This window comes from Bradyrhizobium sp. HKCCYLS3013 (genome assembly GCF_051167615.1).
Taxonomy (GTDB): domain Bacteria; phylum Pseudomonadota; class Alphaproteobacteria; order Rhizobiales; family Xanthobacteraceae; genus Bradyrhizobium.
Window position 1 is genome coordinate 1 of record NZ_JBNPTK010000028.1, and the last position, 24,811, is coordinate 24,811.

The following is a 24,811-nucleotide window of genomic DNA, read 5'->3' on the forward strand; positions in this document are numbered from 1 at the left end:
CGAAAGCGATTCGTCAGTCACTCGACCGAGGAATCATCCATTTCCGGCAGCAAAATGGTAAGTTAGCGCCAATGGGGTTAAGCTCCGAAACCGGCGCGGCACCCGGCCGGTCGGCGTCGCGGAGTGCGACGGCGCTATGGCTGCCCGACGGGCAAATCAGATCGCGCGTGAAAATCGTGTCCAGCCCTCCGCTGAAAAATAATCCACTTGCCGATTTCGCAAAATCAGCATTAGAGTCCGGCCCGTCCGTTGCGTCGGAGGGGACGTATCGCGGTCGTCATGGACGTCGGCAGCGGAATGCGATGGGCGTGTGTCGTTGCAGCGTGATCATTCGCGCGGACGAACGGCGATGCACGCACGGTCAAGTCGCGCGGTCCTGACACCCCGATGCTGGTGTCACGCTTGCGCCGGCGCTCACGCGCCGCGCAGGCAACGGTGGCCAAAAGCCGGTGCGCCGGGGAGAACGCGAAGCAGCCGTCAAAACCATCGCGCAGGGAGGGCCGGGCGTATTCGGCCAGACCTGTGGTACCTGCCGCCTGCATTTTTTGAGCAGGCGGGCCACGGGCGCGGCCAGCGCCCGGCCTTCCCTGCGCCCTCTTTGATGAGAGGGCGAAAAATCAAAGCTCGGGCGCAAAACGTGTCGCGAGGTCGCGAAACTATATTCTCATGCATCAGAAAGTGCTGTCGGACAACGTGAGCACGGCAGACAGTACGGGCGTCATTGCGAGCGCAGCGAAGCAATCCAGGATCTTGCCGCGGATGCGCTCTGGATTGCTTCGTCGCTGCGCTCCTCGCAATGACGGAAATCTTTGTGGGCGTCTCGTTTCAACAAACACGGTGTCGTCCCGGCGAACGCCGGGACCCATAACCCCAGGAAGATGTTGTTGCGCGAGATGTTGGACCAGGCTTGTTTCACCACGGCCGCCGCGGAGTATGGGTGCCGGCGTTCGCCGGGACGACAGCGGAGGTCGTGGCGATTGCTTGGCTCACACCGGCAGTGCAATCGAGTACTTGACCTGACTCAGGGCAAAGCTGCTCTCGATCGAGGCGATGCCGTCGAGCCTTGTCAGCTTGGTCTTCAGGAACGCCTCATACGACGACAGGTCGGCCGCTACCACCCGCAGCATGTAGTCCCGATTGCCTGTCATCAGATAGCACTCCAGCACCTCGGGCCAGGCCGAGATCGCCTTCTCGAACCGTTTCAGGTCCTCCTCCTTCTGCCGAGCCAGCTTGATCGAGATGAACACCGAGACGTGCAGCCCGAGCGCCTTCTGGTCGACGGTGGCGATGTAGCGGGTGATGACGCCGCGCTCCTCCAGCAATTTCACGCGGCGATGGCAGGGCGAGACCGAGAGGCCCACCTTGTCGGCCAGCTCCTGCATGGTGATGCGGCCGTCGGCCTGGAGGTGGCCGAGAATCTTGCGGTCGATGGCGTCGAGTTCTGGCATTGGAATCAAGTCGCTGAAAATGAGTTCAGGTTGATAAAATATCCCAATAGATCCGCTCTGTGCGCGAAAAATTGAGAATTCTGGCCGTGGCAAGAGGATTAAAGTCCACGAATCCAGCAATACCCGGGGAGCAGCGCCATGGCCACGCCATCCGCATCGTCAGACCGTCTAGATATCCTGAACGCGCTGACCCGCAAGGCGTTGTGGCTGTCGTCCTGGACCATCCATCACGCCAACCACATCCGGCCGAACAGCGATGGCCTGAAAGTCGGCGGCCACCAGGCCTCGTCCGCCTCGCTCGCGACCATCCTGTCGGCGCTGTATTTCTCGGTGCTGCGCCCGGAGGATCGCGTTGCGGTGAAGCCGCATGCGAGCCCGGTGTTCCACGCGATCCAATATCTGTTCGGCCGGCAGACGCGCGAGAAGCTGGAGAATTTCCGCGGCTTCAAGGGCGCGCAATCCTATCCGTCGCGCACCAAGGATGTCGACGACGTCGACTTCTCGACCGGCTCGGTCGGGCTCGGCGTCGCGCAGACGCTGTTCTCGTCGCTGGTGCAGGACTACGTGCAGGCGCATGGCTGGATGAAGGATCGCCGCGAAGGCCGCATGATCGCGCTGGTCGGCGACGCCGAGATGGACGAGGGCAACATCTTCGAGGCGCTGGCCGAGGGCTGGAAGCACGGCCTGCGCAACACCTGGTGGATCGTCGACTACAACCGCCAGAGCCTGGACGCTGTCGTGCGCGAGGGCCTGTGGGAGAAGTTCGAGACCATGTTCCGCAATTTCGGCTGGGATGTGGTGATCGTGAAATACGGCCGGCTGATGCGCGAGGCCTTCGCCGAGCCCGGCGGCGAGGCGCTCAGGCGCTGGATCGACAATTGCCCGAACGCGCTCTACGCGGCGCTGTGCTTCCAGGGTGGGGCTGCCTTCCGCAAGCACATCCAGGACGAGATCGGTGACCAGGGCGACGTGACGCGGCTGCTCGACAAGCGCAGCGACGACGAACTGCTGGCGTTGATGTCGAACCTCGGCGGCCACGACATGGCGAGCATGCTGGAGGCGTTCGAGTCCATCGACCACGATCGCCCCGTCTGCTTCATCGCCTACACCATCAAGGGCGTCGGCCTGCCGTTCCAGGGCCACAAGGACAACCACGCCGGGCTGATGACAGTCGCGCAGATGGAGAAATGGCGCGCGCAGCAGAACATCCGCCCGGGCCATGAATGGGACAAGTTCGAAGGCTTGAAGCAGGACACCGCCACGCTCGAGGCGTTCCTTGCGTCCGTGCCGTTCAACCGCGATGGCCGCCGGCTCGATGACGCCGTGTTCGACGTGCCCAGGCTGACCTTCACCGCCGCGGCCCAGATGTCGACGCAGCAGGGCTTTGGCCTGATCCTCAACGATCTCGCCCGCGGCGACACCGCAATGGCCTCGCGCATCGTGACGTCGTCGCCCGATGTCACCGTCTCGACCAATCTCGGTGCCTGGGTCAACCGCCGTGGCCTGTTCGCGCGTGCCGAGAAGGCCGATTTGTTCCGCAGCGAGAAGATCCCCTCGACCTTCAATTGGGCGGCCTCGCCGAAGGGCCAGCATATCGAGCTCGGCATCGCCGAGATGAACCTGTTCATCATGGCCTCCGCGCTCGGGCTGTCGCACGCCATCAACGGCGCGCGGCTGCTGCCGGTGGTCACCTTGTACGATCCCTTCATCGAGCGCGGCCTCGATGCGCTGAACTACGCCTGCTATCAGGATGCGCGTTTCATGGTCGTCGCGACGCCGTCGGGCGTCACCCTGGCGCCGGAAGGCGGCGCGCATCAGTCGATCGCGACGCCCTTGATCGGCATGGCGCAGGATGGGCTGTCCTCGTTCGAGCCGGCCTTCGTCGACGAGCTCGCCGCGATCATGAAGTGGGGCTTTACCCACATGCAAGCCGCGCCGGGCGAGGGCGGCTCGGTCTATCTGCGGCTGTCGACGCGCACCATCGACCAGCCGCAGCGGATCATGACGCCCGAGCTGGAGTCCGACATCGCCGCGGGCGCCTATTGGCTGCGCAAGCCGGGCCCGAATGCGGAGGTGATCGTCGCCTACACCGGCGCGGTCGCGCCGGAGGCGATCGAGGCCACCGGCCTGATCGGCGAGTCCCGCCGCGACGTCGGCCTGCTCGCCATCACCTCGGCGGACCGGCTGCATGCCGGATGGACGGCGGCGCGCAGCCTGCGCCGGCATCGCCGCGGCGGGCAGCATCTCAGCCACATCGAGCAGTTGCTGGCGCCGCTGCCGCGCGATTGCGGCATCGTCACCGTGATCGACGGCCATCCGGCGACGCTCGGCTGGCTCGGCTCGGTGCGCGGCCATCGCGTCGAGGCGCTGGGTGTCGAAAAGTTCGGCCAGACCGGGACGATCAACGATCTTTATCGCCACAATGGGATGGATGCCAACGCGATCATCGATGCGGCCGAGAGCCTCACCGGCGCGCCGGTGCGGCATCGCAAGATGGCGGTGTGAGGGAAGGCCCAAAACGAGGACGCCGCCCCCCTCACCTGGGGTGAAGGAGACGGCGTCGCAACTTGGATCAAAATGTCTACGTGCTGAAAGGCTACGCAATAAGAACTGGCGAAATTTTCGGTTCTGAAATCGTGTCCGGCGTCCTTTCGAGATGCCGTCATGTCTATGGCGAGGAGATTAGCCAGGGCGATCGAGCCGCGATGTGAAGCAGTTCACATCTTGGAAATGAATCTTCGCGGTGGGAATTCTGCCATCCGGAATGATGGCCCGCTGGGGGCGAAAACAGGCGAGCCGCGCTTGTTGCGACGCAAAATGGAGCGGCGACGAAACGCAGGCCCGTCGGCTTGCGCCGGTCGCGGCCTTGCTCCTATATCCGCGGGACGCAACCCCGGTCCCCGCATGTGGCGGGTTCATCCCGCGGATCGCGCGTGCCAGGATGCCGGCCCGCACGCTGCCGCCCCCCATATGCTTCCATGTGAAGAGGTTTTCCGATGGTCAATCGCCTGCAATTCTACATCGACGGCGCCTGGGTCGATCCGGTCGTCAAGAAGTCCACCCCGGTCGTCAATCCCGCGACCGAAGAGGCGATGTACGAGGTTGCGTTGGGCTCCAAGGCCGATGTCGACAAGGCCGTCGCCGCCGCCAAGCGCGCCTTCGAGACCTTCTCGCAGACCTCGCGTGAGGAGCGCGTCGCGCTGCTCGAGAAGATCATCGCGATCTACAAGGGCCGCATGAAGGAGATCGGTGCCGCCGTTTCCGACGAGATGGGCGCGCCGCTGCCGATGGCCGAGAAGCTGCAGGCCGGTGCCGGCCTCGGACATCTGATGTCGACGCTCGACGTGCTGAAGAAGTACGAGTTCGAGGAGACGCTGCCGTCGTCCGTGGTGGTGCGCGAGCCGGTCGGCGTGGTCGGAATGATCACGCCCTGGAATTGGCCGCTCAACCAGATCGCCTGCAAGGTGGCGCCGGCGCTGGCTGCCGGCTGCACCATGATCCTGAAGCCGTCGGAGTTCACCCCGACCTCGGCGCTGATCTTCGCGGAAATCCTGCATGAGGCCGGCGTGCCGAAGGGCGTGTTCAACCTGATCAACGGTTTGGGGCCGGAGGTCGGCGCCGCCATGAGCGAGCATCCGGACATCGACATGATCTCGTTCACCGGCTCGACCCGCGCCGGCATCGACGTCGCCAAGCGCGCGGCGCCGACCGTGAAGCGCGTCAGCCAGGAGCTCGGCGGCAAGTCGCCGAACGTGATCCTGGAAGGCTCCGACCTGGTGAAGGCGGTGACCGGCGGCGTCATGCACATGTTCAACAATTCCGGCCAGTCCTGCAACGCGCCGTCGCGCATGATCGTGCCGGCCGCCCGGATGAAGGAAGTCGCCGCGATCGCCAAGGGCGTCGCCGACAAGACCAAGGCCGGTGATCCCCGCGGCGAAGGCACCACGATCGGCCCTGTCGTCAATCGCGGCCAGTGGGACAAGATCCAGGCCCTCATCAACAAGGGCATCGAGGAGGGCGCGACCCTCGTCGCCGGCGGTCCGGGCCTGCCCGAGGGCGTCAACAAGGGCTTCTATGTGCGGCCGACCATCTTCGCCGACGTCAAGCCCGAGATGACCATCTCGCGCGAGGAGATTTTCGGGCCGGTGCTGGTGATCATCGGCGCGCAGGACGAGTCCGAGGCGGTCAAGATCGCCAACGACACGCCCTATGGTCTGGCCGGCTACGTCACCGCGCCGACGATCGAGAAGGCCCGCGAGGTCGGTCGCAAGATCCGCGCCGGCAACGTCAATTTGCAGGGCGTGCCGAACGACCGCACCGCGCCGTTCGGCGGCTACAAGCAGTCCGGCAACGGCCGCGAATGGGGCAAGTTCGGTCTCGAGGAGTATCTCGAGGTCAAGGCGGTCGCGGGCTACAACGCGGCCTGATCGGTGAGGATGCGTAGGGTGGGCAAAGCGCAGCGTGCCCACCGTTCGCGCCGACAACGAAGCAGGTGGGCACGGCGCTCCGCGCCTTTGCCCACCCTACGGGACCGGATGTCAGCCCCCCAGCGCGCCCTGCGTGTTCACGTAGAGTGCGTAGATCGACTGGCTGGCAGCCATGAACAGGCGGTTGCGCTTGAGGCCGCCGAAGCAGACGTTGGCGCAGCGCTCGGGCAAAGCGATGCGGCCGATCGGCGCGCCATCCGGCGCGAACACCATGACGCCATCGAGCTCGGGCGAGCCCATGCCCCAGCCGCACCAGAGATTGCCGTCGACGTCGCAGCGCATGCCGTCCGGCGTGCCTGGGCCGGCATCGATGTGGACGCGCTTGTTGGTGAGCGTCGTGCCGTCGGCGGAGACGTCATAGGCGAGGATCTTGCGCGTCGGCACGCCGCGGGATTCGACGATGTAGAGGATGGATTCGTCGGGCGAGAAGCACAGCCCGTTCGGCCCCAGCACGCCTTCGGCGACGATGGTCGCTTGGCCGGTGCCAGCGTCGATCCGGTACACGTGGGTGTCGATCTCCGGCTCGGCCTTGTAGCCCTCGTAATTGCCGAGCAGGCCGAAGGTCGGATCGGTGAACCAGATCGAGCCGTCGGACTTCACCACGACGTCGTTCGGCGAGTTCAGCCGCTTGCCGTTGAAGGAATCCATCAGCACGGTGATCGAGCCGTCGTATTCGGTGCGCGTGACGCGGCGGCCGCCATGCTCGCAGGTGACGAGCCGTCCCTGCCGGTCACGGGTGTTGCCGTTGGCGAAATTGGAGGGCTTGCGGAAGATCGAGACCGCGCCGGTCTCCTCCTCCCATTTGAGGATGCGCTGGTTGGGAATATCGCTGCAGAGGAGATAGCGCCCGTCGCCAAACCACACCGGCCCCTCTGCCCAGCGCAGCCCGGTGGCGAGCCGCTCGACCGCGGAGAGCTTGAGCCAGTATTTCTCGAAGCGCGGATCCAGCGCCTGGATCGCTGGATCGGGATAGAAGGTGGCAGGGCGAAAGCCCTGCGCGTGAGCGTTTCCGTCGGACATTTGGCCGGTCCTGTTATTGCGCCGTTACGATCTCTGCTATCATCGCCGAGCAATGACCGCAAACCTGCGGGCCGAACAAGAGGGATGAAATGCCACGTATCTTGATGACCGGAGCGAGCGGTGGAATCGGCACTTCCTTGCGGAAGCTGCTGCCGCCGATCTATCCGGACCTTCTGCTCAGTGACCTCAGACCGCCGGCGGATCTGTCCAGCCAGGAGACGTTCAAGGCGGCCGATCTTGCCGACCTGTCCCAGGTCGAGGCGCTGTGCGAGGGCGTCGACGGCATCATCCATTTCGGCGGCTACTCGGTCGAAGGACCGTGGAGCGACATCCTGCAGGCCAACATCATCGGCGGCTACAACCTGTTCGAGGCCGCCCGCCGCAAGGGTGTGAAGCGCGTGGTGTTCGCGTCGTCGAACCACGCGGTCGGCTTCTATCCGCGCCATCGCAAGATCGACAACGACGTGCAGCCGCGCCCCGACGGCCGCTACGGCGTCAGCAAGGTGTTCGGCGAGGCGCTCGGGTCTCTGTATGCCGACAAGCACGGGCTGAAGGTCACGTGCCTCCGCATCGGCAATTTCGGCGACAAGCCGCTCGACAAGCGCCGTCTGTCGATCTGGCTGAAGCCGGAGGATCTCGTGCAGCTCTGCCGCATCGGCCTGGAGCATCCGGACATCCACTTCGAGGTGCTGTACGGCGCCTCGCTCAATGAACGCGCCTGGTGGGACAACCAGCGCGCCTATGATCTCGGCTACCGCCCGACCGGCCGCGCCGAGGATTTCCGCGAGCACGCCATGGCCGAGCAGGCCAAGCTGCCGGCCGATCCGATTGGGGACTATTTCCAGGGCGGCGCGTTCTGCACCACGGAGTTCGATGGCGACACCAGCCGGATCATCGATTGGGGGTGATCCAAGGTCGGCATTCCGGGGCGCGTCCGCAGGACGCGAACCCGGAATCTCGACATGAGAGTTTAAACCACTTCTGGATTCCGGGTTCGCGCTTCGCGCGCCCCGGAATAACGAGACAGAGCAACGAAAGAAAAGAAGACCATGACCGACGGCCTGCGCAAGGGACTGACCGCTTACGGCGATGCCGGATTCTCGCTGTTCCTGCGCAAGGCCTTCATCAAGGCGGCCGGCTATTCCGATGACGCGCTCGATCGTCCGATCGTCGGCATCACCAACACCTACAGCGACTACAATCCCTGCCATGGCAACGTGCCGCAGATTTTGGAAGCGGTGAAGCGCGGCGTCATGCTGTCCGGCGCGATGCCGTTCGTGTTTCCGACCATCTCGATCGCCGAGAGTTTTGCGCATCCGACCTCGATGTATCTGCGCAACCTGATGGCGATGGAAACCGAGGAGATGATCCGCGCGCAGCCGATGGACGCCGTTGTCGTCATCGGCGGTTGCGACAAGACCTTGCCGGCGCAGATCATGGCCGCGGTGTCCGCCGATCTGCCGACCGTGGTCATTCCGGTCGGACCGATGGTGGTCGGGCATCATAAGGGCGAGGTGCTCGGCGCCTGCACCGATTGCCGACGTCTCTGGGCGAAGTATCGCGCCGGTGAGATGGACGGCAGCGAGATCGATGCGGTCAACGGCCGGCTCGCGCCTTCGGTCGGCACCTGCATGGTGATGGGCACGGCCTCGACCATGGCCTGCATCACCGAGGCGCTCGGCCTGTCCCTGCCGATGAGCGCGACCATCCCGGCGCCCCACGCCGAGCGCTTCCGCTCGGCCGAGGCCAGCGGCCGGGTCGCGGCTGAGATGGCCAAGGTGAAGGGACCGAAGCCGAGCGAACTGCTGACCCCTCCGGCGTTCCGGAATGCGCAGGTGGTGCTGCAGGCGATCGGCGGCTCGACCAACGGGCTCGTGCATCTCACCGCCATCGCCGGCCGGACGCCGCACAGGATCGACCTCGATGCGTTCGACTGCATCGGGCGCGAGGTGCCAGTGCTGGTCGACCTCAAGCCGTCCGGCGATCACTACATGGAGCATTTCCACCACGCCGGTGGCGTGCCGAAGCTGATGAAGCAGCTCGGCGATCTCATCGACCTCGATTGCCGCTCGATCACCGGCCAGTCGCTGCGCGACATCGTCGCTGCGGCGGAGGATGTTCCTGGGCAGGACGTGATCCGCGCGCGCGATGACGCGATCAAGCCGGAAGGCGGCCTTGCCGTGCTGCGCGGCAATCTGGCGCCGCGCGGCGCAGTCATCAAGCATTCGGCGGCGAGCCCGAAGCTGCTGCAACATACCGGGCGCGCCGTCGTGTTCGAGTCGGTGGAGGACATGACCCTGCGGATCGATGATCCCGCTCTCGATGTTTCGGCCGACGACGTCCTGGTGTTGCGCAATGCCGGACCCAAGGGCGCGCCAGGCATGCCGGAGGCGGGGTACCTGCCGATTCCGAAGAAGCTCGCGCGCGGCGGCACCAAGGACATGGTGCGCATCTCCGATGCGCGCATGAGCGGCACCGCGTTCGGCACCATCGTCCTTCACATCACGCCGGAGTCCGCCGTCGGCGGTCCGCTGGCGCTGGTGCGGAGCGGCGACATGATCCGGCTCGATGTCGAAAAGCGCAGCATCGACCTGCTGGTCGACGACGCCGAGTTGGACCGGCGTCGCGCTGCGCTGAAGCAAGCCGCAACGCCCGAATGGGCCGAGCGCGGCTATGCGCATCTCTTCCATGCAACGATCCTGCAGGCCGACGACGGCTGCGATTTCGATTTCATGCGCCGGAAAGGGAAGAGTTGAGCGCAGTCCTACTTTCCCTTGCTGGTGAACCGCTTCACGGCGGCGCGGAATTCGTCGGTGTGCATGCAATTGATGATCGCATCCCGCTCGGCCGCCAGCTGGTCTTCGACCGAGCTGGTCAGTGCGCGATGGATCAGCGCCTTGGTCGCAGCGATCCCCGCCGGCATGTTCTGCGCCAGTCGCTGCGCCAGCGCTTCGGTGGCTGCAGCGAGCCCGGGGGCGGGGACGACTTTCGCGACCAAGCCCCATTCATGGGCCTGCGCGGCCGTGAAGCTGTCCTCCGCCAGGAAGATCTGCAACGCCCGCCTGATGCCCACAGTGGCGACCATGCCAACTGTACCGCCGCCGTCGGGCGACACGCCGAGCTTGGCATAGGCCGGCGTGAAGCGCGCGTCCTCGGCGGCGATGCAGAGGTCGGCGGCGAAGGCGAGCGACATCCCTGCGCCGGCGGCGGAGCCGTGCACGCTCGCCAGCACGATCTTGGGCATGCGCCGCAGGCTCGCGATGAAAGCATGGTAGTGATGCAGCAGTTCGCTGACGACAGGCGTGATGGTGTTGGCCTCAGCGGCAGCGCCGATCGTCTGCAGGTCGCCGCCGGCGCAGAAGGCGCGGCCTTCGCCTTTCAGGATCAGCACGCGGATGGTCTTGTCGGCCTCTACTTGGGCCGCAAGCAGCTCCAAGCGCTTCGCAATCGCAAGGTTGATGGCGTTGAACGCCGCCGGGCGGTCGAGCGTGATGGCCGCGATCGGACCCTCGATGCTCAGGCGGGCAGGTTCCGCTACGGCGTCCGACATTCATACCTCCCGGGCGTGGTTCTTGTTGCCGCATTTAAACCGCACGGCGGGACCGGTGACAATGCCGGGCAAGTCTGCCAAAACCCGGTTCCGTCGGCATGGACAATGACAGAATGGGGCAGGGCGCAGTGACGAAGGGACCGGTGGTGATCGTGGGTGCGGGGCATGCGGGATTCCAGCTCGCGACCTCGCTGCGTCAGGCAGGCTTTGCCGATCCGATTCACCTGATCAACGACGAACCGCATCTGCCGTATCAGCGTCCGCCGCTGTCGAAGGCCTATCTCAAGGGCACCGGCGGTCCCGAGACCCTGATGTTTCGGCCGCAGAAGTTCTACGCGGACCAGACCATCGATCTCGTCTATGATCGTGCCGTCGCTGTTCAGCGCGATCAGCGCAAGGTGCTGCTCGCCTCCGGTCGGACGCTCGACTATGGGCACCTCGTGTTCGCGACCGGTGCGCGCAATCGGCTGCTCGACATTCCCAATGCCAATCTCCCTGCCGTGCGGTATCTGCGCATTCTCGACGACAGCGAAGCGCTGCGAGGCTTGCTCGCCGATGCCAAGCGGGCCGTGGTGATCGGCGCCGGCTTCATCGGTCTCGAATTCGCGGCGACCGCCCGGATCAAGGGCCTCGAGGTCGACGTGCTCGAGCTCGGCGCGCGGGTGATGGCGCGGGCCGTGACGGCGGAAATCTCCGACTACTTCCAGAAGCAGCATGCCGATGCCGGCGTGCAGATTCATCTCGGAGTGCAGTCCACCAGCATCGAGGCCGACGGCAACAAGGTCACCGGCGTCAGCCTCAGCGATGGTCGGCACATCCCCGCCGATCTCGTCGTGGTCGGCGTCGGCGTGCTGCCGAATGTCGAGCTCGCCGCCGAGGCTGGATTGCAGGTCGCCTCCGGCATCGTGGTCGACGAGTATCTGCTCACCAGCGATCCGCACATCTCGGCGATCGGCGATTGCGCCCTGTTCGCCAGCCAGCGCTTTGGCGGCACATTGCGGCTGGAGTCGGTGCAGAACGCCACCGATCATGCCCGCTGCGTCGCGGCGCGGCTGACGGGCGACGTCAAGCCCTATGACGGGCAGCCGTGGTTCTGGAGCGACCAGGCCAACGACAAGCTCCAGATCGCGGGGCTCACCACGGGCTATGACCAGGTCGTGCTGCGCGGGGATCCGGCGCAAAAGGCATTCTCCGCATTCTGTTACAAAGAGGGCCGGCTGGTCGGCATCGAGTCGGTCAACCGCGCCGGCGACCATATGTTCGGCCGCAAGTTGCTTGCTGCGGGCGGCACCTTGGATGCAGCCAAGGCCGCTGATCCCAGCTTCGACCTGAAGAGCGCTCTCGCCTAGAGCAGCGCGCGCACCTCCTCGGCAGTGGGCATCGACGGGCCGGCGCCCATCCGCTGCACCGAGATCGACGCCGCAACGTTGGCGTAGGCGATCGCATCCGCGATCGCCGCGCCTTGCGACAGCCGCGCCGCGAGCGCGCCGACGAAGCAGTCGCCGGCGCCCGTGGTGTCGACAGCCTTGACCGCGCGGCCTTCGACCAGCCTTGCCTCGGCACCAGAGACCGCGATCGCGCCGCGCGCGCCGAGCGTGACGCAGACCGTCTGATCGTCGCGAGGCTTGAGCGCAAGCACCGCCGTGATTACCTGCTGCGGCGTCGGCGCGTCGCCAAGCTCGATGCCGGCCAGGAAGCCGAGCTCGGTTTCGTTGAGCACGAGGACGTCGACCAGCGCGAACAGCTCGCGGCCAAAGGCGCTGGCGGGGGCGGGGTTGAGGATCGTGGTGGCGCCGGCGGCCTTCGCACGCTGGAAGAAGGCGGCGATGGTCGCCTGCGGGATCTCGAACTGGCTCACCGCCACGTCGCCCGTTGTCAACGCAATCTGCGCCACATCGTCAGCGCTGACCTCGGCATTGGCGCCCGGGATCACCACGATCGTGTTGTCGGCGTTGGCCAGCGTGATGATCGCGGTGCCGGTCGACGCGTCCGCGCTGTCCTTGACCGCGGCGAGGTCGATGCCCTGGCCGGCGAGGAAGGCGCGCAGCTGCTCGCCGAAGGCGTCGCGGCCGAGGCGGCCGATCAGCGCCGTCGGCGCGCCGAGCTTGGCGGCTGAGACCGCCTGGTTCGCGCCCTTGCCGCCGGGAAAGTACATCACCGACCGGCCCGCGACGGTCTCGCCGATGCGCGGATGGCGCTCGGCCGCCGCCACCACATCCATGTTGATGCTGCCGGCGACGACGACCCGCCCCATCCGCTTGCTCCCCACAACCGCTAGACGCGCGCCTCGAATTCCTGCCGGACCAGCTCGATATCGGCGAGCGTCGGCAGGCCGGCCTCGTTGCCGAGCTTCTGGATCTTGAAGGTCGAGGCCGCGCGCGCGAACTCGAAATGCTCCTTCCAGCCCTTGGCGGGATCGGCGAGGTACGAATACACATACGCGCCGTGGAAGACGTCGCCGGCGCCATTGGTGTCGATCACGCGCTCGCGCGGGATCGGATAGGCCGGCAGCGTATGCACGGCGCCGACCTCGTCATACCAGAGCAGGCCCTTCTCGCCCTGGGTGACGCCGCCGATGCGGCAGCCGCGGCTCTTCAGGTAGTCGAGCATCTTTTCCGGCGTGAGATCCATCTGCTCGCACAGCCGCTCGGCGACGATCGCGACGTCGATATATTCGAGCAGCTCATGGGTGTTGGTGCGCAGGCCGCCGCCGTCGAGCGAGGTCAGGATGCCGGCCTCGCGGCACAGCTTGGCATAATGCAACGCGGCGTCGGGCTGGTGGCCGTCGACATGCAGCGCCCTGCAATTGCCGAGATTGAGCAGCGGGAACGGGTGGATATGCGCGTCGTCGCGGCAGCGCACGATGGCGCGCTTGCCGTCCTTCGGCATGATGAAGGACAGCGAGGAGGCATTGACCTTCCGGGGGTGGACCGAGATGCCGTATTTCGCGGTCATGTCCTGGAACATCCGCCCGAGCCAGTCATTCGCGACGGTCGCGATCAGGTCGGGCACAATGCCGAGCTTGGCGCAGCAAAATGCCGCAGTCACGGCATTGCCGCCGAACGAGACGGCATAGTCGGACGCCACGTGCTTCTCGTCCCCCGTCGGCATGTGGTCGGTGATGAATGTCACGTCGATGTAGGTCTGTCCGATGAAGAGGGCCTGCATTGCCATTTCTGTCTCACTAAGGGGTGATCGCGGCCCCGGCGCCGCAGATTAGCAAGCGGTCAAAGCGGATCAACGCTGAAATTCTTCGTCAAATCGTCACCTTGGTGGTTGAGATCGGCCGTCTGCTACCGGTGGCCCCCTGCCGCCGGCGCGCGGGTCGCGCTATGGTTGCCGGCCTGCAGAAACGCAGATTCGGGAGTGGAATATGACTGTCTATGCGGGTCCGGTGTTCGAGATGGCCACCAATCAGTTCAACGTGATCGCCGACCATCTTGGCATCCCAGCCGACGAGCGGGACCGGCTGCTGTTGCCGAAGCGGGCGATCACCGTCTCGTGTCCGATCCACAAGGATGATGGCACGATCTCGGTCTACGAAGGCTACCGGGTCCAGCATCTGCTGACGATGGGGCCGACCAAGGGCGGCACGCGGTTCGCCCCGACGGTCGACATTGGCGAGGTCGCCGCGCTCGCGATCTGGATGAGCTGGAAATGCGCGCTGGTCGGCTTGCCCTATGGCGGCGCCAAGGGCGGCATCAACGTCGATCTCTCCAAGCTGTCGAAGCGCGAGCTCGAATCGCTGTCGCGCCGCTACATGCAGGAGATGATCCCGTTCGTCGGCCCGCATACCGACGTGATGGCGCCCGACATGGGCACCAATGAGCAGGTGATGGCCTGGTTCATGGACACGTATTCGATGTACCAGGGCCAGACCGTGACCGAGATCGTCACCGGCAAGCCGGTGTTCTCCGGCGGCACGCTCGGCCGCCGCGAGGCCACCGGCCGCGGCGTCGCCCATGTGTCGCGGCGGGTGATGGATGAGCTGGGCATCGACCCGACCACGTCCACGGCCGTGGTGCAGGGCTTCGGCAATGTCGGCTCCTACGCCGCGCTCGGCTTCCACCAGATGGGCATGAAGGTGATTGCGGTCAGCGATCACACTGGCGCCCTCCATGATCCGCGTGGCCTCGACATCCCGGCGCTGATGGAGCATGCGACCAGGCACGGCAGCATTGCGGGCTTCTCCACCGAACTCGCCTTCGATCCACACCAGATACTGACCCTGGCCTGCGACATCCTCGTGCCGGCGGCCGTCGAGCGCGTGATCGACGCCAAGGTGGCGGCGCATCTGAAATGCCGGGTGATCGCGGAAGCCGCCAACGGTCCGACCACGCCGGATGCCGATCTCGTGCTGGAGCAGCGCCGCAAGGAGATCTTCCTCATTCCCGACATCCTCTGCAATTCCGGCGGCGTCATCGTCAGCTACTTCGAATGGGTGCAGGATCTGCAGCAGCTGTTCTGGGAGGAAGAGGAGGTGATGCGCAGGGAGTACCAGATCCTCGACCGCGCCTTCGAGCGCATGCTGGCGCGCGCCAAGGCCGACGACATCTCGCACCGGACCGCGGCGATGGCGATCGGGGTAGAGAAGGTGCGCAACGCCAAGAACTCGCGAGGGCTGTTTCCGTGATCACCGGGCTCGACCACGTCGTCGTCCTGCTGCAGGACATCCAGGCCGGCAGCGCCGCGTTCGAGACGCTGCTGGCGCGCAAGCCGTCCTGGCAGAATTCGGGCGAGGGCGCCGACCGCGTCCTGTTCACGCTCGACAACATGAGCCTGGAGCTGATGGCGCCGGCGGGGGAGAGCCCCGCCGCCGACCGCATCCGCAACGTCATCAAGATCTGGGGAGAGGGGCTCGCCAGCATCTGCTTTGCCACCGGCGATATCGGCAAGATGCATCGGCGGCTCGAGCGGGTCGCGCTGAAGCCGGATCCGATTGCCGAGGTCGACAACACCGATCGCGTCTCCGGCCAGACGCTGCATTGGAAGCGCACCCGCGCGATGACCGATCTGACGCGCGGCGTGCGCATGTTCTTCCTCGAGCTTGCCGAGCCACGTCCGCCGTCCGCCAAGACCGCCGATACGGCCGTGCTCGGCCTCGACCATATCGTGATCTCGACCGAGGATCCCGAACGCGCCGCCGCGCTCTACGGCGCCCGGCTCGGCCTCGACATGGCGCTCGACCGCAGCCATCAGGAATGGGGGCAGTTGATGTTCTTCCGCTGCGGCGACCTGATCGTCGAGGTGGTGAAGCGGCCGGTCGCCGGCAACGACAAGGCCCATGACAAGCTCTGGGGCCTGAGCTGGCGCGTCGCCGACATCGATGCCACGCGCGCGCGGCTGCTCGCCGCCGGCCTGCAGGTCTCCGAGCCACGGGCCGGCCGCAAGCCGGGCACCCGGGTGATGAGCCTCTACAGCGGCACCTGCGGCATCCACACGCTGATCCTGGAGAAGACCCCGCGCGTGGCGGAGTGAGGGATTCGCGGAGCGTGGAGAGGCGTTCGGACAACGGCACGGCAGGTCGCGAGCAACGCTAGGGCGTCGGGATGCGCTCAGCTCTTTCGACCCGTCATGGCCGGGCTCGTCCCGGCCATCCACGTAGCACCGCACACGCCGAACGACGTGGATGGCCGGGACGGGCCCGGGCATGACGAGAATTCCCGTGGCAGTCTCGACGCCGCGCAAGGGCAGGCGGTGATATAGATTGGGACGGTTTCCAGAGTTTCGCCTCAGCCGATGACCTCTCCTATCGTCGTCCCTTCGTCTGGTCCGCGCCGTGTCTTCATGCTCGGCGCGACGGGAACGATCGGCCGCGCCACCGTGCGTGCGCTGGTCGCGCGGGGGCATGAGGTGGTCTGCTTCGTCCGTCCGCGCCAGGACGCCGTGCGGGTCCAGGGCGCCACCGTCAGAACGGGCGACGTCACCGATCCCGTCTCGCTGGCGCGGGACGGCTTTCGCGGCGAGCATTTCGACGCCGTGGTGTCCTGCATGGCATCGCGGACCGGTGTGCCGCGCGATGCCTGGGCGGTCGACCACCAGGCGCATGTGAACGTGCTGGAAGCGGCCCGCGAAGCAGGCGTGACGCACTTCGTGATGCTGTCTGCCATCTGCGTGCAGAAGCCGCTGCTGGCGTTTCAGCAGGCCAAGCTGGCGTTCGAAGCGCATCTGATGGAGCAGGGCCTGATCCATTCGATCGTTCGTCCCACCGCGTTCTTCAAGTCGCTGTCCGGGCAGGTCGAGCGTGTCAGACAGGGCCGGCCATATCTCGTGTTCGGCGATGGCCGTCTCACCGCGTGCAAGCCGATCAGCGACGCCGATCTCGGCGACTACTTGGCCGGCTGCCTCGATGACGAGAGCTGCTGGAATCGCGTGCTGCCAATCGGCGGCCCCGGACCGGCCATCACGCCGCTGGAGCAGGGCGAGCATCTGTTCGCGCTGCTCGGACGCAAGCCGCACATCCGCCACGTCCCGGTGGCGCTGCTCGACGTCGTCATCCGCGGGCTCGATCTTGCCGGTCGGGTCGTGCCGTCGCTCGCCGACAAGGCGGAGCTCGCCCGCATCGGCCGCTACTACGCCACCGAATCCATGCTGGTGCTCGACCCCGCCACCGGCCGCTACGACGCCGACGCCACGCCGTCGACGGGTTCGGAGACGCTGTTCGACTACTACGCCAGGCTGATCCGCGGCGAGGCCACGGCCGAGCGCGGCGACCACGCGGTGTTCTGAAATCGCCAGCGCGCTGTTGAGCATTCCACCCTCTCCATCGTCATGGCCGGGCATGACGAGTAACTCAATAGCTTGCCCCTCGGCGGTCTCCTTATGCGCGGCGTCATTGCGAGGAGCGCAAGCGACGAAGCAATCCAGAGTCGCCCGCGCGGCCCTGGATTGCTTCCGCCGTCGCCCTTCGGGCTTTGGCGGACACGTCGCCTCGCTCGCAATGACGATGGTGAGAGCTGTGTTTGGGCCGATGAGACTTGTGCTGAAGGCGGTGAGACATGCGGTCACCCCCTCGCGGCGCGGTTCGCGTCCGAGCTTTGCGCTTCGTCCTGCCCTCTCCGAAAAGAGGGCACGGGGAATGCCGGGCGCTGGCCGCACCCATGGCCCGCCTGCGGAAAAAAATGCAGGCGGCAGGAACCACAGGTTCAGCCGAGACATCCCGGCATTCCCCGCGCGATGGTTTTGACGGCTGCTTCGCGTTCTCCCCGGTGCTCCGGGCTTTCTGGCCACCGTTGCCCGCGCGGCGCGTGAGCGCCAACGCAAGCGTGACACCAGCGTCGGGGTGTCAGGACCACGCGACTTGACCGTGCGCATCGATGCCGTTCGTCGGCGCGGAAAACCACGCTGCGACACCAACACGCCCACCGCATCCCGCCTCAACGTTCGTGACGACCGCGAAGCGCCCCTCTTGTGAGACGGGACGGCGCGCGTATAACATGATTTCTGATGAAGCGAAACAAAAATCTTGCAATTCGAAAACAAAGCGAGGAGCGCTACGTAAAGTCGGTAGGGCGGATTAGCGAAGCGTAATCCGCCGCGCCAGCAGCAGAGCGTGTCCTTCAACAGCAGTTGACCGTGTCAGCGGCGGATTACGCTTCGCTAATCCGCCCTACGAACTGCCGCCCAGGCCGTCATGGCTGGGCCGTCTGAAGTCAAGACCGAGGGGCTATCGCGAGAGCGACGATCGCGTCAGCCCCCCAACCACACACGGCACGCTCGCAAACCCGCGAAATCTGACCCGCCCCCCACGCACCGCCTCGCCGTCCAGCTGATAGTTCGGAAACCGCGCCAGAAACCGCGAGATCGCCACCGCGCCCTCCAGCCTTGCCAGCGCCATGCCGGCGCATTGGTGGGCGCCGGTGCCGAAGGCGAGGTGGCGGTTGGCGGGGCGGGCGATGTCGAAGCGTTCGGGGTCGTCGAACTGGGCGGGGTCGCGGTTCGCGGCGCCGATGCACAGCGTGACGGAGGTGCCAGCCTCGAGCCTGACGCCGCCGAGCTCGACGGGCTCCGTGGTCATCCGGTTGCCGAGCTGGTTGGAGCTCTCGTAGCGCAGGATTTCTTCGACCGCGGTGCGGATCAGGCCGGGCGCCTCGATCAGCCGCTGCCGCTCGGCCGGATGCTGGCACAGCAGCACGAGGCCGTTGCCGATCAGATTGGTCGTGGTCTCGTGGCCGGCATTGAGCAGGAAGATGCAGTTGTGCAGCAGCTCCGTCTCGCTCAGCCGCTCGCCGTCGGCCTCGCCCTGGATCAGCCGCGTCAGCACGTCGCGCTCGGGATTGCCGGGGGCGGCGCGCCGGCGCGCGACCAGGGTTTCGAGATAGGCCAAGAACTCTCCGACGGCCTGGTTGCCGCGTGACAACTGCTCCGGCGTCAGCACCGGCTCCAGCGCGCCGAGGATGGCGAGAGACCAGTCGCGCAGCGGCGCGCGCTCGTCATGCGGCACGCCGAGCAGGTTGCCGATCACCTCGATCGGAATCGCGGCGGCGAAATCCTCGATCAGCTCGAATCTGTCCTTGGTCGCGATCCGGTCGAGCAGCCCGTCGACCAGCGCGATCAGCGCAGGCTCCATCTCGGCGATCGCGCGCGGCGACAGCGCGCCCATGATCAGGCGGCGCACCCGCGTGTGCGCCGGAGGATCGTTGAAGACGAGGCTCGTCGTGTGATGCTCGTACAGCAGCGAGTTGCCGTATTTCGGCGCGAACTCGCGCTTCTTGTCCGACGAGAACGTCCTGGTTGCCTTGTAGGCGGTGACCAGATCGTCGTAGCGGGTGAGGAAATAGGAGCCGTTGCGCATGCGCTTGACCGGGGCGTGCCGGCGCAGCGCGCGATAGGTCGGGTAGGGATCGGCGTAGAACTCCGGCGTCAGGCTCTCGAGATCGAACTGGCTGGCGAGCGCTGCGTCGTCGGTCATGTCTGGTCCTCCCGGCCGATTCTTGTTGTTGTCGCGGTGACCGTCGCATGGCGCGCGGCGGAAGAAAATGCGCCCGCGGCGGTGGTCCCGCGCGGTATTGCACCCATCGATGGAGCGGTGCCGCAGATCCGCCGCTTTGAGAGGTATAGAATTGCCTTTGGCGCCCGTGAAATCCCACCTGTAATTTCAGGGACTTGGCCGCCGACCCTGCTGCGCCGCGGCATCTTTCTTGACATAGATCAAGTGAGTATTTACTCACGGCCGATGTCCACTTTGCGCATGACAAGCGATCTCCGGAGGCAGCTGATCCTCGGTGCAGCCAAGCGCTGCTTCGCGCGTCATGGCTATGCCGGCACCACGACCAAGAGCGTGGCCGCGGCGGCGGCGATCTCCGAAGCGCTGCTGTTCAAACATTTCCCCTCCAAGGCGGCGCTCTATGCGGAGATCCTCACCGAGGAGTGCGAGACCGATCCGGATTTCGAGGTGCTGCTCAGTCAGGAACCTTCGACCGCGACGCTGGTCATGATGATGGCCGGGATGGTCCGGCATTTCCTCGGGATCGCCGACGGCCCCAATGAGGAAGAAGAGCAGCGGCTGCGGCTGATGGCGTCGAGCCATCTCGACGATGGCGAATTCGCAAGGCTGCTGTATACGAAGATCGATGATCTGATCGGCGCCAAGTTCGTTAACTCCTTGGAAAGCGCCGTTGCGTGTGGTGATGCCGTGCGTCTCGTGGCTGCGCCCCGTGACCTGTTCTGGTTCGCGCACCACACCGTATTGATGGCGGCCTTGACGCGGCTTCCATCCGTTCCGTGTGTGCCGTATGGAACTGCTGCGAGCCTGGAGCGCCAGCTCAGCGAATTCATTCTCCGCGGCATCGGCCTGACCGATGCCGCCATTGCGTGCCACCTCGATCACGAATTGTCGCAACCTCCGGCCCGGCCGGCGACGGCAGAAAGTGCATGACATGAACATTGCGACGGAACCCAAGCTCTCCGGAAAGCCGGTCGACGACAAGCCGCGCAAGCGCACCCGCCCGGTGCTGTGGTTCATCGTCGTGGGCGCGCTGCTCGCGGCGCTGGTCGGCGGCTTCGTGTGGTTCAACATGTTCCGCGACAAGATGATCGCGCAGTTCTTCGCCAACATGAAGCCACCGCCGCTCAATGTCAGCGTCGCGACGGCGAGTTCGGAGACGGTGCCGAACCTGTTGACCGCAGTCGGCGATCTCGCCGCCGTTCATCAGGTCAACGTCACCTCCGACGCCTCGGGCCGCATCACCGACATCATGTTCACGCCGGGCACGACGGTGAAGCAGGGCACGCCGCTGGTGCAGCTCTATGATGCGCCGGAGCAGGGCGACCTCGCCAACTACAAGGCCCAGGTCACCGTGGCGCAATTGTCGCTCGACCGAGCCAAGCAATTGGCCTCGCGCCAGTTCGGCCCGCAGGCGACCGTCGACCAGGCCCAGGCCGCCTACGACCAGGCCCAGGCCGGCGTCGCCAAGACCGAAGCGCTGATCGCGCAGAAGCTCGTGCGCGCGCCGTTCGACGGCGACCTCGGCGTCCGCAAGGTCGAAGTCGGCCAGTATCTGTCCGCCGGATCGCAGATCGTGTCGCTGACCGATCTGTCGCAGCTCTGGGTCAACTTCACCGTGACCGAAAAGGACAGCGGTCAGCTCAAGGTCGGACAGACCGTGCGCGTCGGCGTCGATGCCTATCCGGGCAAGACGTTCGAGGGCAAGATCACCACGATCGAGCCGCAGATCGCGACCGACACACGCAACATCCGGGTGCAGGCGACGATCGCCAATCCGGAGCGCATCCTCAGGCCCGGCATGTTCGCGACCACCACGGTCGTGCTGCCGGACAAGCCGCCGGTGCTGACGGTGCCGGAGACCGCTGTCGACTACACGCTCTATGGCGACTCGGTGTTCGTCATCAACGAGAAGAAGACCGACGACGGCAAGACCGCGCTGACGGCCGACCGCATCTATGTGCAGACCGGCGACCGCATCAACGGCCGCGCGGTGATCCTCAAGGGCCTCAAGGAAGGCGATCGCGTCGTCGCCGTCGGCCAGCTCAAGATCCAGTCCGGCGCCGCGGTCGCGATCTCCACAGATCCGCTGCCGCCGGTCCCGGCGAAGCCGCCGCGCTACTGAGCGCCCTCTGAGCCAATGCCGGGCCGCCTGATCGTGGCGGCCCGTCCGGACCTCATCTGACCTCTGCTGACGGGATTGCCGCGATGCGTTTCACCGATATCTTCATCAAGCGCCCGGTGCTGTCGGTCGTGGTCAGCCTGCTCATTCTGCTGCTCGGCCTGCGCGCCGCCTTCGTGCTGCCGATCCGGCAATATCCGAAGCTGTCGAACACGGTCGTCAACGTCACGACGGTCTATCCCGGCGCGTCCGCCGACCTGATGCAGGGCTTCATCACCACCCCGCTGGAGCAGGCGGTCGCCTCCGCCGAGGGCGTCGACTACATCACCTCGTCCTCGGTGCAGGGCACCAGCACGATCCAGGTGTTCATCAAGCTGAATTTCGATCCGAACCAGGCGCTCACCGAGGTGCTCGCCAAGGTCAATTCGGTCCGCTACCTGATCCCGAAGGAATCCAACGACCCGATCGTCACCAAGACGACGGGCCAGACGACCTCGGTGATGTATCTCGGCTTCTCCAGCGAGGAGCTGTCGGGATCGGCGATATCCGACTACCTGACGCGCGTGGTCCAGCCGGTGCTGTCGACGGTCGACGGCGTCGCCGCGGCGAACATTCTCGGCGGCCAGACCTTTGCGATGCGGATCTGGCTCAACCCCGAGAAGATGGCCGGCCGCAACGTGTCGCCGACCGACGTCGCGGCAGCGATCGCGGCCAACAACTTCCAGTCCGCGGCCGGACAGGCCAAGGGCTACTTCATCGTCTCCAACGTCACGACCAATACCGGCCTGACCGACGTCAACCAGTTCAAGCGGATGATCGTCAAGGCCAAGGACGGCGGCTTCGTTCGCATGGAGGATATCGCGACCGTCGAGCTCGCGGCGCAGAGCACCGACGCCAGCGTCGCCTTCAACGGCGAGCGCGCCATCTTCATCGGCGTCGATGCGACGCCACAGGGCAACCCGCTCAACATCGTCAGGGGTGTGCGCGCGCTGTTCCCGGACCTCGAGCGCAACCTGCCGCCGTCGATGAAGATGAAGGTGGCCTACGATTCCACCAAGTTCATCCAGTCGTCGATCGACGAGGTCGAGCACACGCTCGGCGAGGCCGTGCTGATCGTCATCGTGGTCATCTTCCTGTTCCTGGCCTCGCTGCGCTCGGTCATCATCCCCGTCGTGACGATCCCGCTGTCGCTGATCGGCGTCTGCACGATGATGCTGGCGCTTGGCTTCAGCATCAACCTGCTGACCCTGCTGGCGATGGTTCTGGCGATCGGCCTCGTCGTGGACGACGCCATCGTCGTGGTGGAGAACATCCACCGCCATCTGGAGGAGGGCAAGGCACCCGTGCAGGCTGCGCTGCAGGGCGCCCGCGAGATCGTCGGCCCCGTCATCTCGATGACGATCACCCTGGCTGCGGTGTATGCCCCCATCGGCTTCCTCGGCGGTCTCACCGGCTCGCTGTTCCGCGAATTCGCCTTCACGCTCGCCGGCTCGGTCATCGTCTCCGGCGTGATCGCCCTGACCCTGTCGCCGATGATGTGCTCGGTGCTGCTGCGCAGCGCCGAGGAGGGCCGCTTCGCGCGGCTCGTCAACCGGGTGTTCGGCGCGATGACGCGCTGGTACGGCCGCCAGCTCGACCGCTCACTCGACTACCGGCCGGTGACGGCGCTGTTCGCGCTGACGATCCTCGGCCTCGTCGGCTTCCTCTACATGCACACCGCCAAGGAGCTGGCGCCGGAGGAGGATCAGGGCATCGTGTTCTCGATCACCAAGGCGCCGAAATACGCCAATATCGACTACATCAACTTCTACACCGACAAGGTCGACAAGGCGTTCCAGAAATTCCCCGAGACCGATCTGCGCTTCGTCCTGAACGGCATCCAGGGCCCGCAGGGCGGCTTCGCCGGCATGCTGCTCAAGCCGTGGGACGAGCGCACGCGCTCCTCGATCAAGCTGAAGCCGCTGGTGCAGGCGGAGCTGTCGAAGATCGAGGGCATCAACGCCTTCGCCTTCAACCTGCCGGCGCTGCCGGGCGGCCCCGGCGGCCTGCCGGTGCAGATGGTGATCAGCTCGACCAGCGGCTTCCAGGCGGTCTATGAGCAGATGGCCAAGCTGAAGGACGCCGCCCGCAAGAGCGGCATGTTCATCGTCTCCGACAGCGACCTCGATTTCAATCAGCCGGTGGTCAAGGTCTCGATCGATCGCAGCAAGGCGAGCGATCTCGGCATCAACATGCAGTCGATCGGCAACACACTGGCCGTGCTGCTCGGCGGCAACTACATCAACCGCTTCAACCTCGAGGGCCGCTCCTATCAGGTGATTCCGCAGGTGCCGCGCGACAAGCGGATCTCGCCGGAATCGCTGTCCGGCTACTATGTCGCGACCTCGGCCGGCCAGCAGGTGCCGCTGTCGACCGTCGTCAGCATCGAGACCGCGACCGACCCGAACTCGCTGACGCATTTCAACCAGCTCAACTCGGCGACCTTCTCCGCCGTGCCGATGCCGGGCGTCACCGTGGGGCAGGCGGTCGACTTCCTGGAGAAGCAGGCCAAGAACCTGCCGTCCGGCTTCAGCCACGACTATCTCGCCGACGCCCGTCAATACGTCCAGGAGGGCAATCAGCTCGCCATCACCTTCGGCTTCGCGCTGATCATCATCTTTCTGGTGCTGGCGGCGCAGTTCGAGAGCCTCAGGGATCCGCTGGTCATCATGATCAGCGTGCCCATGGCGATCGTCGGCGCCCTGATCCCGCTGTTCTTCGGGCTGGCGACCATGAACATCTACACCCAGGTCGGCCTGCTGACCCTGGTCGGCCTGATCACCAAGCACGGCATCCTGATGGTGGAGTTCGCCAACGAGCTGCAGCTCAACGAGGGGATGGACCGCCGCACCGCCATCGAGACGTCCGCGCGCATCCGCCTGCGGCCGATCCTGATGACCACGGCGGCGATGGTCACCGGCCTGATCCCGCTCCTGACCGCGACCGGCGCCGGAGCCGCCAGCCGCTTCTCGATCGGCCTCGTCGTCGTCGCCGGCATGTCGATCGGCACGCTGTTCACGCTGTTCGTGCTGCCGGCCGTCTACACCGTCATCGCCACCAACCACCAGGCCGCCGCCAAGTCGCAGCGCGCCCGGCAGATCGCGCAGTTCGACGCCGAGACCGATCATGCGCTGAAGGCGACGTGACGAGGGCGCCTGGTCTCACGACATCGACGGCGGCTGCCCTGGCAGCCGCCGTTTT

The 24,811-nt window shown here is 65.7% G+C and carries 17 protein-coding genes; 11 read left to right on the top strand and 6 right to left on the bottom strand.

Annotated features, from left to right (window positions below; all coding sequences use genetic code 11):
* Nucleotides 1-986: 986 nt before the first annotated feature.
* Nucleotides 987-1,448: an Lrp/AsnC family transcriptional regulator gene (locus ACQR1F_RS30770; protein WP_316183402.1), complete on the bottom strand. Its 462-nt coding sequence runs from the start codon at nucleotides 1,446-1,448 to the stop codon at nucleotides 987-989.
* 138 nt (nucleotides 1,449-1,586) lie between these two features.
* Here ACQR1F_RS30770 and ACQR1F_RS30775 point away from each other — a divergent pair, with 138 nt between their 5' ends.
* The gene (locus ACQR1F_RS30775) at nucleotides 1,587-3,953 is read left to right on the top strand and encodes a transketolase (RefSeq protein ID WP_434914454.1); all 2,367 of its coding nucleotides are present in this window, start codon (nucleotides 1,587-1,589) and stop codon (nucleotides 3,951-3,953) included.
* Between the two features lie 491 nt (nucleotides 3,954-4,444).
* Entirely contained in the window at nucleotides 4,445-5,875 is a 1,431-nt protein-coding gene (locus ACQR1F_RS30780; RefSeq protein ID WP_434914455.1) for an aldehyde dehydrogenase family protein, read from the top strand.
* Between the two features lie 111 nt (nucleotides 5,876-5,986).
* Here the strand turns inward: ACQR1F_RS30780 and ACQR1F_RS30785 are convergent, their stop codons facing one another.
* Nucleotides 5,987-6,955: an SMP-30/gluconolactonase/LRE family protein gene (locus tag ACQR1F_RS30785; protein ID WP_316218911.1), complete on the bottom strand. Its 969-nt coding sequence runs from the start codon at nucleotides 6,953-6,955 to the stop codon at nucleotides 5,987-5,989.
* Nucleotides 6,956-7,044: 89 nt separating this feature from the next.
* Between ACQR1F_RS30785 and ACQR1F_RS30790 the strand changes: the two genes are divergently transcribed.
* Both ACQR1F_RS30790 and ACQR1F_RS30795 read left to right on the top strand, forming a co-directional pair.
* Nucleotides 7,045-7,863 carry an NAD-dependent epimerase/dehydratase family protein gene (locus tag ACQR1F_RS30790; protein WP_315805865.1) on the top strand — a complete coding sequence of 273 codons (819 nt, stop codon included), beginning with the start codon at nucleotides 7,045-7,047 and terminating at the stop codon, nucleotides 7,861-7,863.
* Nucleotides 7,864-8,004: 141 nt separating this feature from the next.
* A complete protein-coding gene (locus ACQR1F_RS30795) occupies nucleotides 8,005-9,711 on the top strand; it encodes an IlvD/Edd family dehydratase (RefSeq protein ID WP_434914456.1) in 1,707 nt (568 codons plus the stop codon).
* An 8-nt stretch (nucleotides 9,712-9,719) separates the two neighbouring features.
* On the opposite strand, the gene ACQR1F_RS30800 is transcribed toward ACQR1F_RS30795, so the two are convergent.
* A complete protein-coding gene (locus ACQR1F_RS30800; protein ID WP_316239642.1) occupies nucleotides 9,720-10,505 on the bottom strand; it encodes an enoyl-CoA hydratase/isomerase family protein in 786 nt (261 codons plus the stop codon).
* 113 nt (nucleotides 10,506-10,618) lie between these two features.
* Between ACQR1F_RS30800 and ACQR1F_RS30805 the strand changes: the two genes are divergently transcribed.
* On the top strand, nucleotides 10,619-11,854 hold the full coding sequence (locus tag ACQR1F_RS30805) for an NAD(P)/FAD-dependent oxidoreductase (protein WP_434840504.1): 1,236 nt from the start codon (nucleotides 10,619-10,621) through the stop codon (nucleotides 11,852-11,854).
* On the opposite strand, the gene ACQR1F_RS30810 is transcribed toward ACQR1F_RS30805, so the two are convergent.
* Nucleotides 11,851-12,759: a ribokinase gene (locus ACQR1F_RS30810; RefSeq protein WP_434914457.1), complete on the bottom strand. Its 909-nt coding sequence runs from the start codon at nucleotides 12,757-12,759 to the stop codon at nucleotides 11,851-11,853. The two genes, ACQR1F_RS30805 and ACQR1F_RS30810, sit on opposite strands and share 4 nt — an antisense overlap.
* A gap of 20 nt (nucleotides 12,760-12,779) precedes the next feature.
* Nucleotides 12,780-13,673: a sugar kinase gene (locus tag ACQR1F_RS30815; protein ID WP_315805870.1), complete on the bottom strand. Its 894-nt coding sequence runs from the start codon at nucleotides 13,671-13,673 to the stop codon at nucleotides 12,780-12,782.
* Between the two features lie 205 nt (nucleotides 13,674-13,878).
* Between ACQR1F_RS30815 and ACQR1F_RS30820 the strand changes: the two genes are divergently transcribed.
* From ACQR1F_RS30820 to ACQR1F_RS30830, 3 genes are all read left to right on the top strand, one after another.
* Nucleotides 13,879-15,138, top strand: a complete 1,260-nt coding sequence (locus tag ACQR1F_RS30820; RefSeq protein WP_315805861.1) for a Glu/Leu/Phe/Val family dehydrogenase — start codon at nucleotides 13,879-13,881, stop codon at nucleotides 15,136-15,138.
* A complete protein-coding gene (locus ACQR1F_RS30825; protein WP_434914458.1) occupies nucleotides 15,135-15,983 on the top strand; it encodes a VOC family protein in 849 nt (282 codons plus the stop codon). The genes ACQR1F_RS30820 and ACQR1F_RS30825 overlap by 4 nt, the downstream gene beginning before the upstream one ends.
* Nucleotides 15,984-16,292: 309 nt before the next feature.
* Nucleotides 16,293-17,234 carry an NAD(P)H-binding protein gene (locus tag ACQR1F_RS30830; RefSeq protein ID WP_315801392.1) on the top strand — a complete coding sequence of 314 codons (942 nt, stop codon included), beginning with the start codon at nucleotides 16,293-16,295 and terminating at the stop codon, nucleotides 17,232-17,234.
* 937 nt (nucleotides 17,235-18,171) lie between these two features.
* Here ACQR1F_RS30830 and ACQR1F_RS30835 read toward each other — a convergent pair.
* Nucleotides 18,172-19,416 (bottom strand): cytochrome P450, encoded by a 1,245-nt coding sequence (locus ACQR1F_RS30835; protein ID WP_434847545.1) that lies wholly within the window; start codon nucleotides 19,414-19,416, stop codon nucleotides 18,172-18,174.
* Nucleotides 19,417-19,695: 279 nt separating this feature from the next.
* Here ACQR1F_RS30835 and ACQR1F_RS30840 point away from each other — a divergent pair, with 279 nt between their 5' ends.
* From ACQR1F_RS30840 to ACQR1F_RS30850, 3 genes are all read left to right on the top strand, one after another.
* A complete protein-coding gene (locus ACQR1F_RS30840; protein WP_315801391.1) occupies nucleotides 19,696-20,382 on the top strand; it encodes a TetR/AcrR family transcriptional regulator in 687 nt (228 codons plus the stop codon).
* Nucleotide 20,383: 1 nt separating this feature from the next.
* Complete coding sequence (locus ACQR1F_RS30845) at nucleotides 20,384-21,574, top strand: efflux RND transporter periplasmic adaptor subunit (protein WP_315801367.1); 1,191 nt, start codon at nucleotides 20,384-20,386, stop codon at nucleotides 21,572-21,574.
* Nucleotides 21,575-21,657: 83 nt separating this feature from the next.
* Nucleotides 21,658-24,756 (top strand): MexW/MexI family multidrug efflux RND transporter permease subunit, encoded by a 3,099-nt coding sequence (locus ACQR1F_RS30850; protein WP_434840497.1) that lies wholly within the window; start codon nucleotides 21,658-21,660, stop codon nucleotides 24,754-24,756.
* Nucleotides 24,757-24,811: the final 55 nt, after the last annotated feature.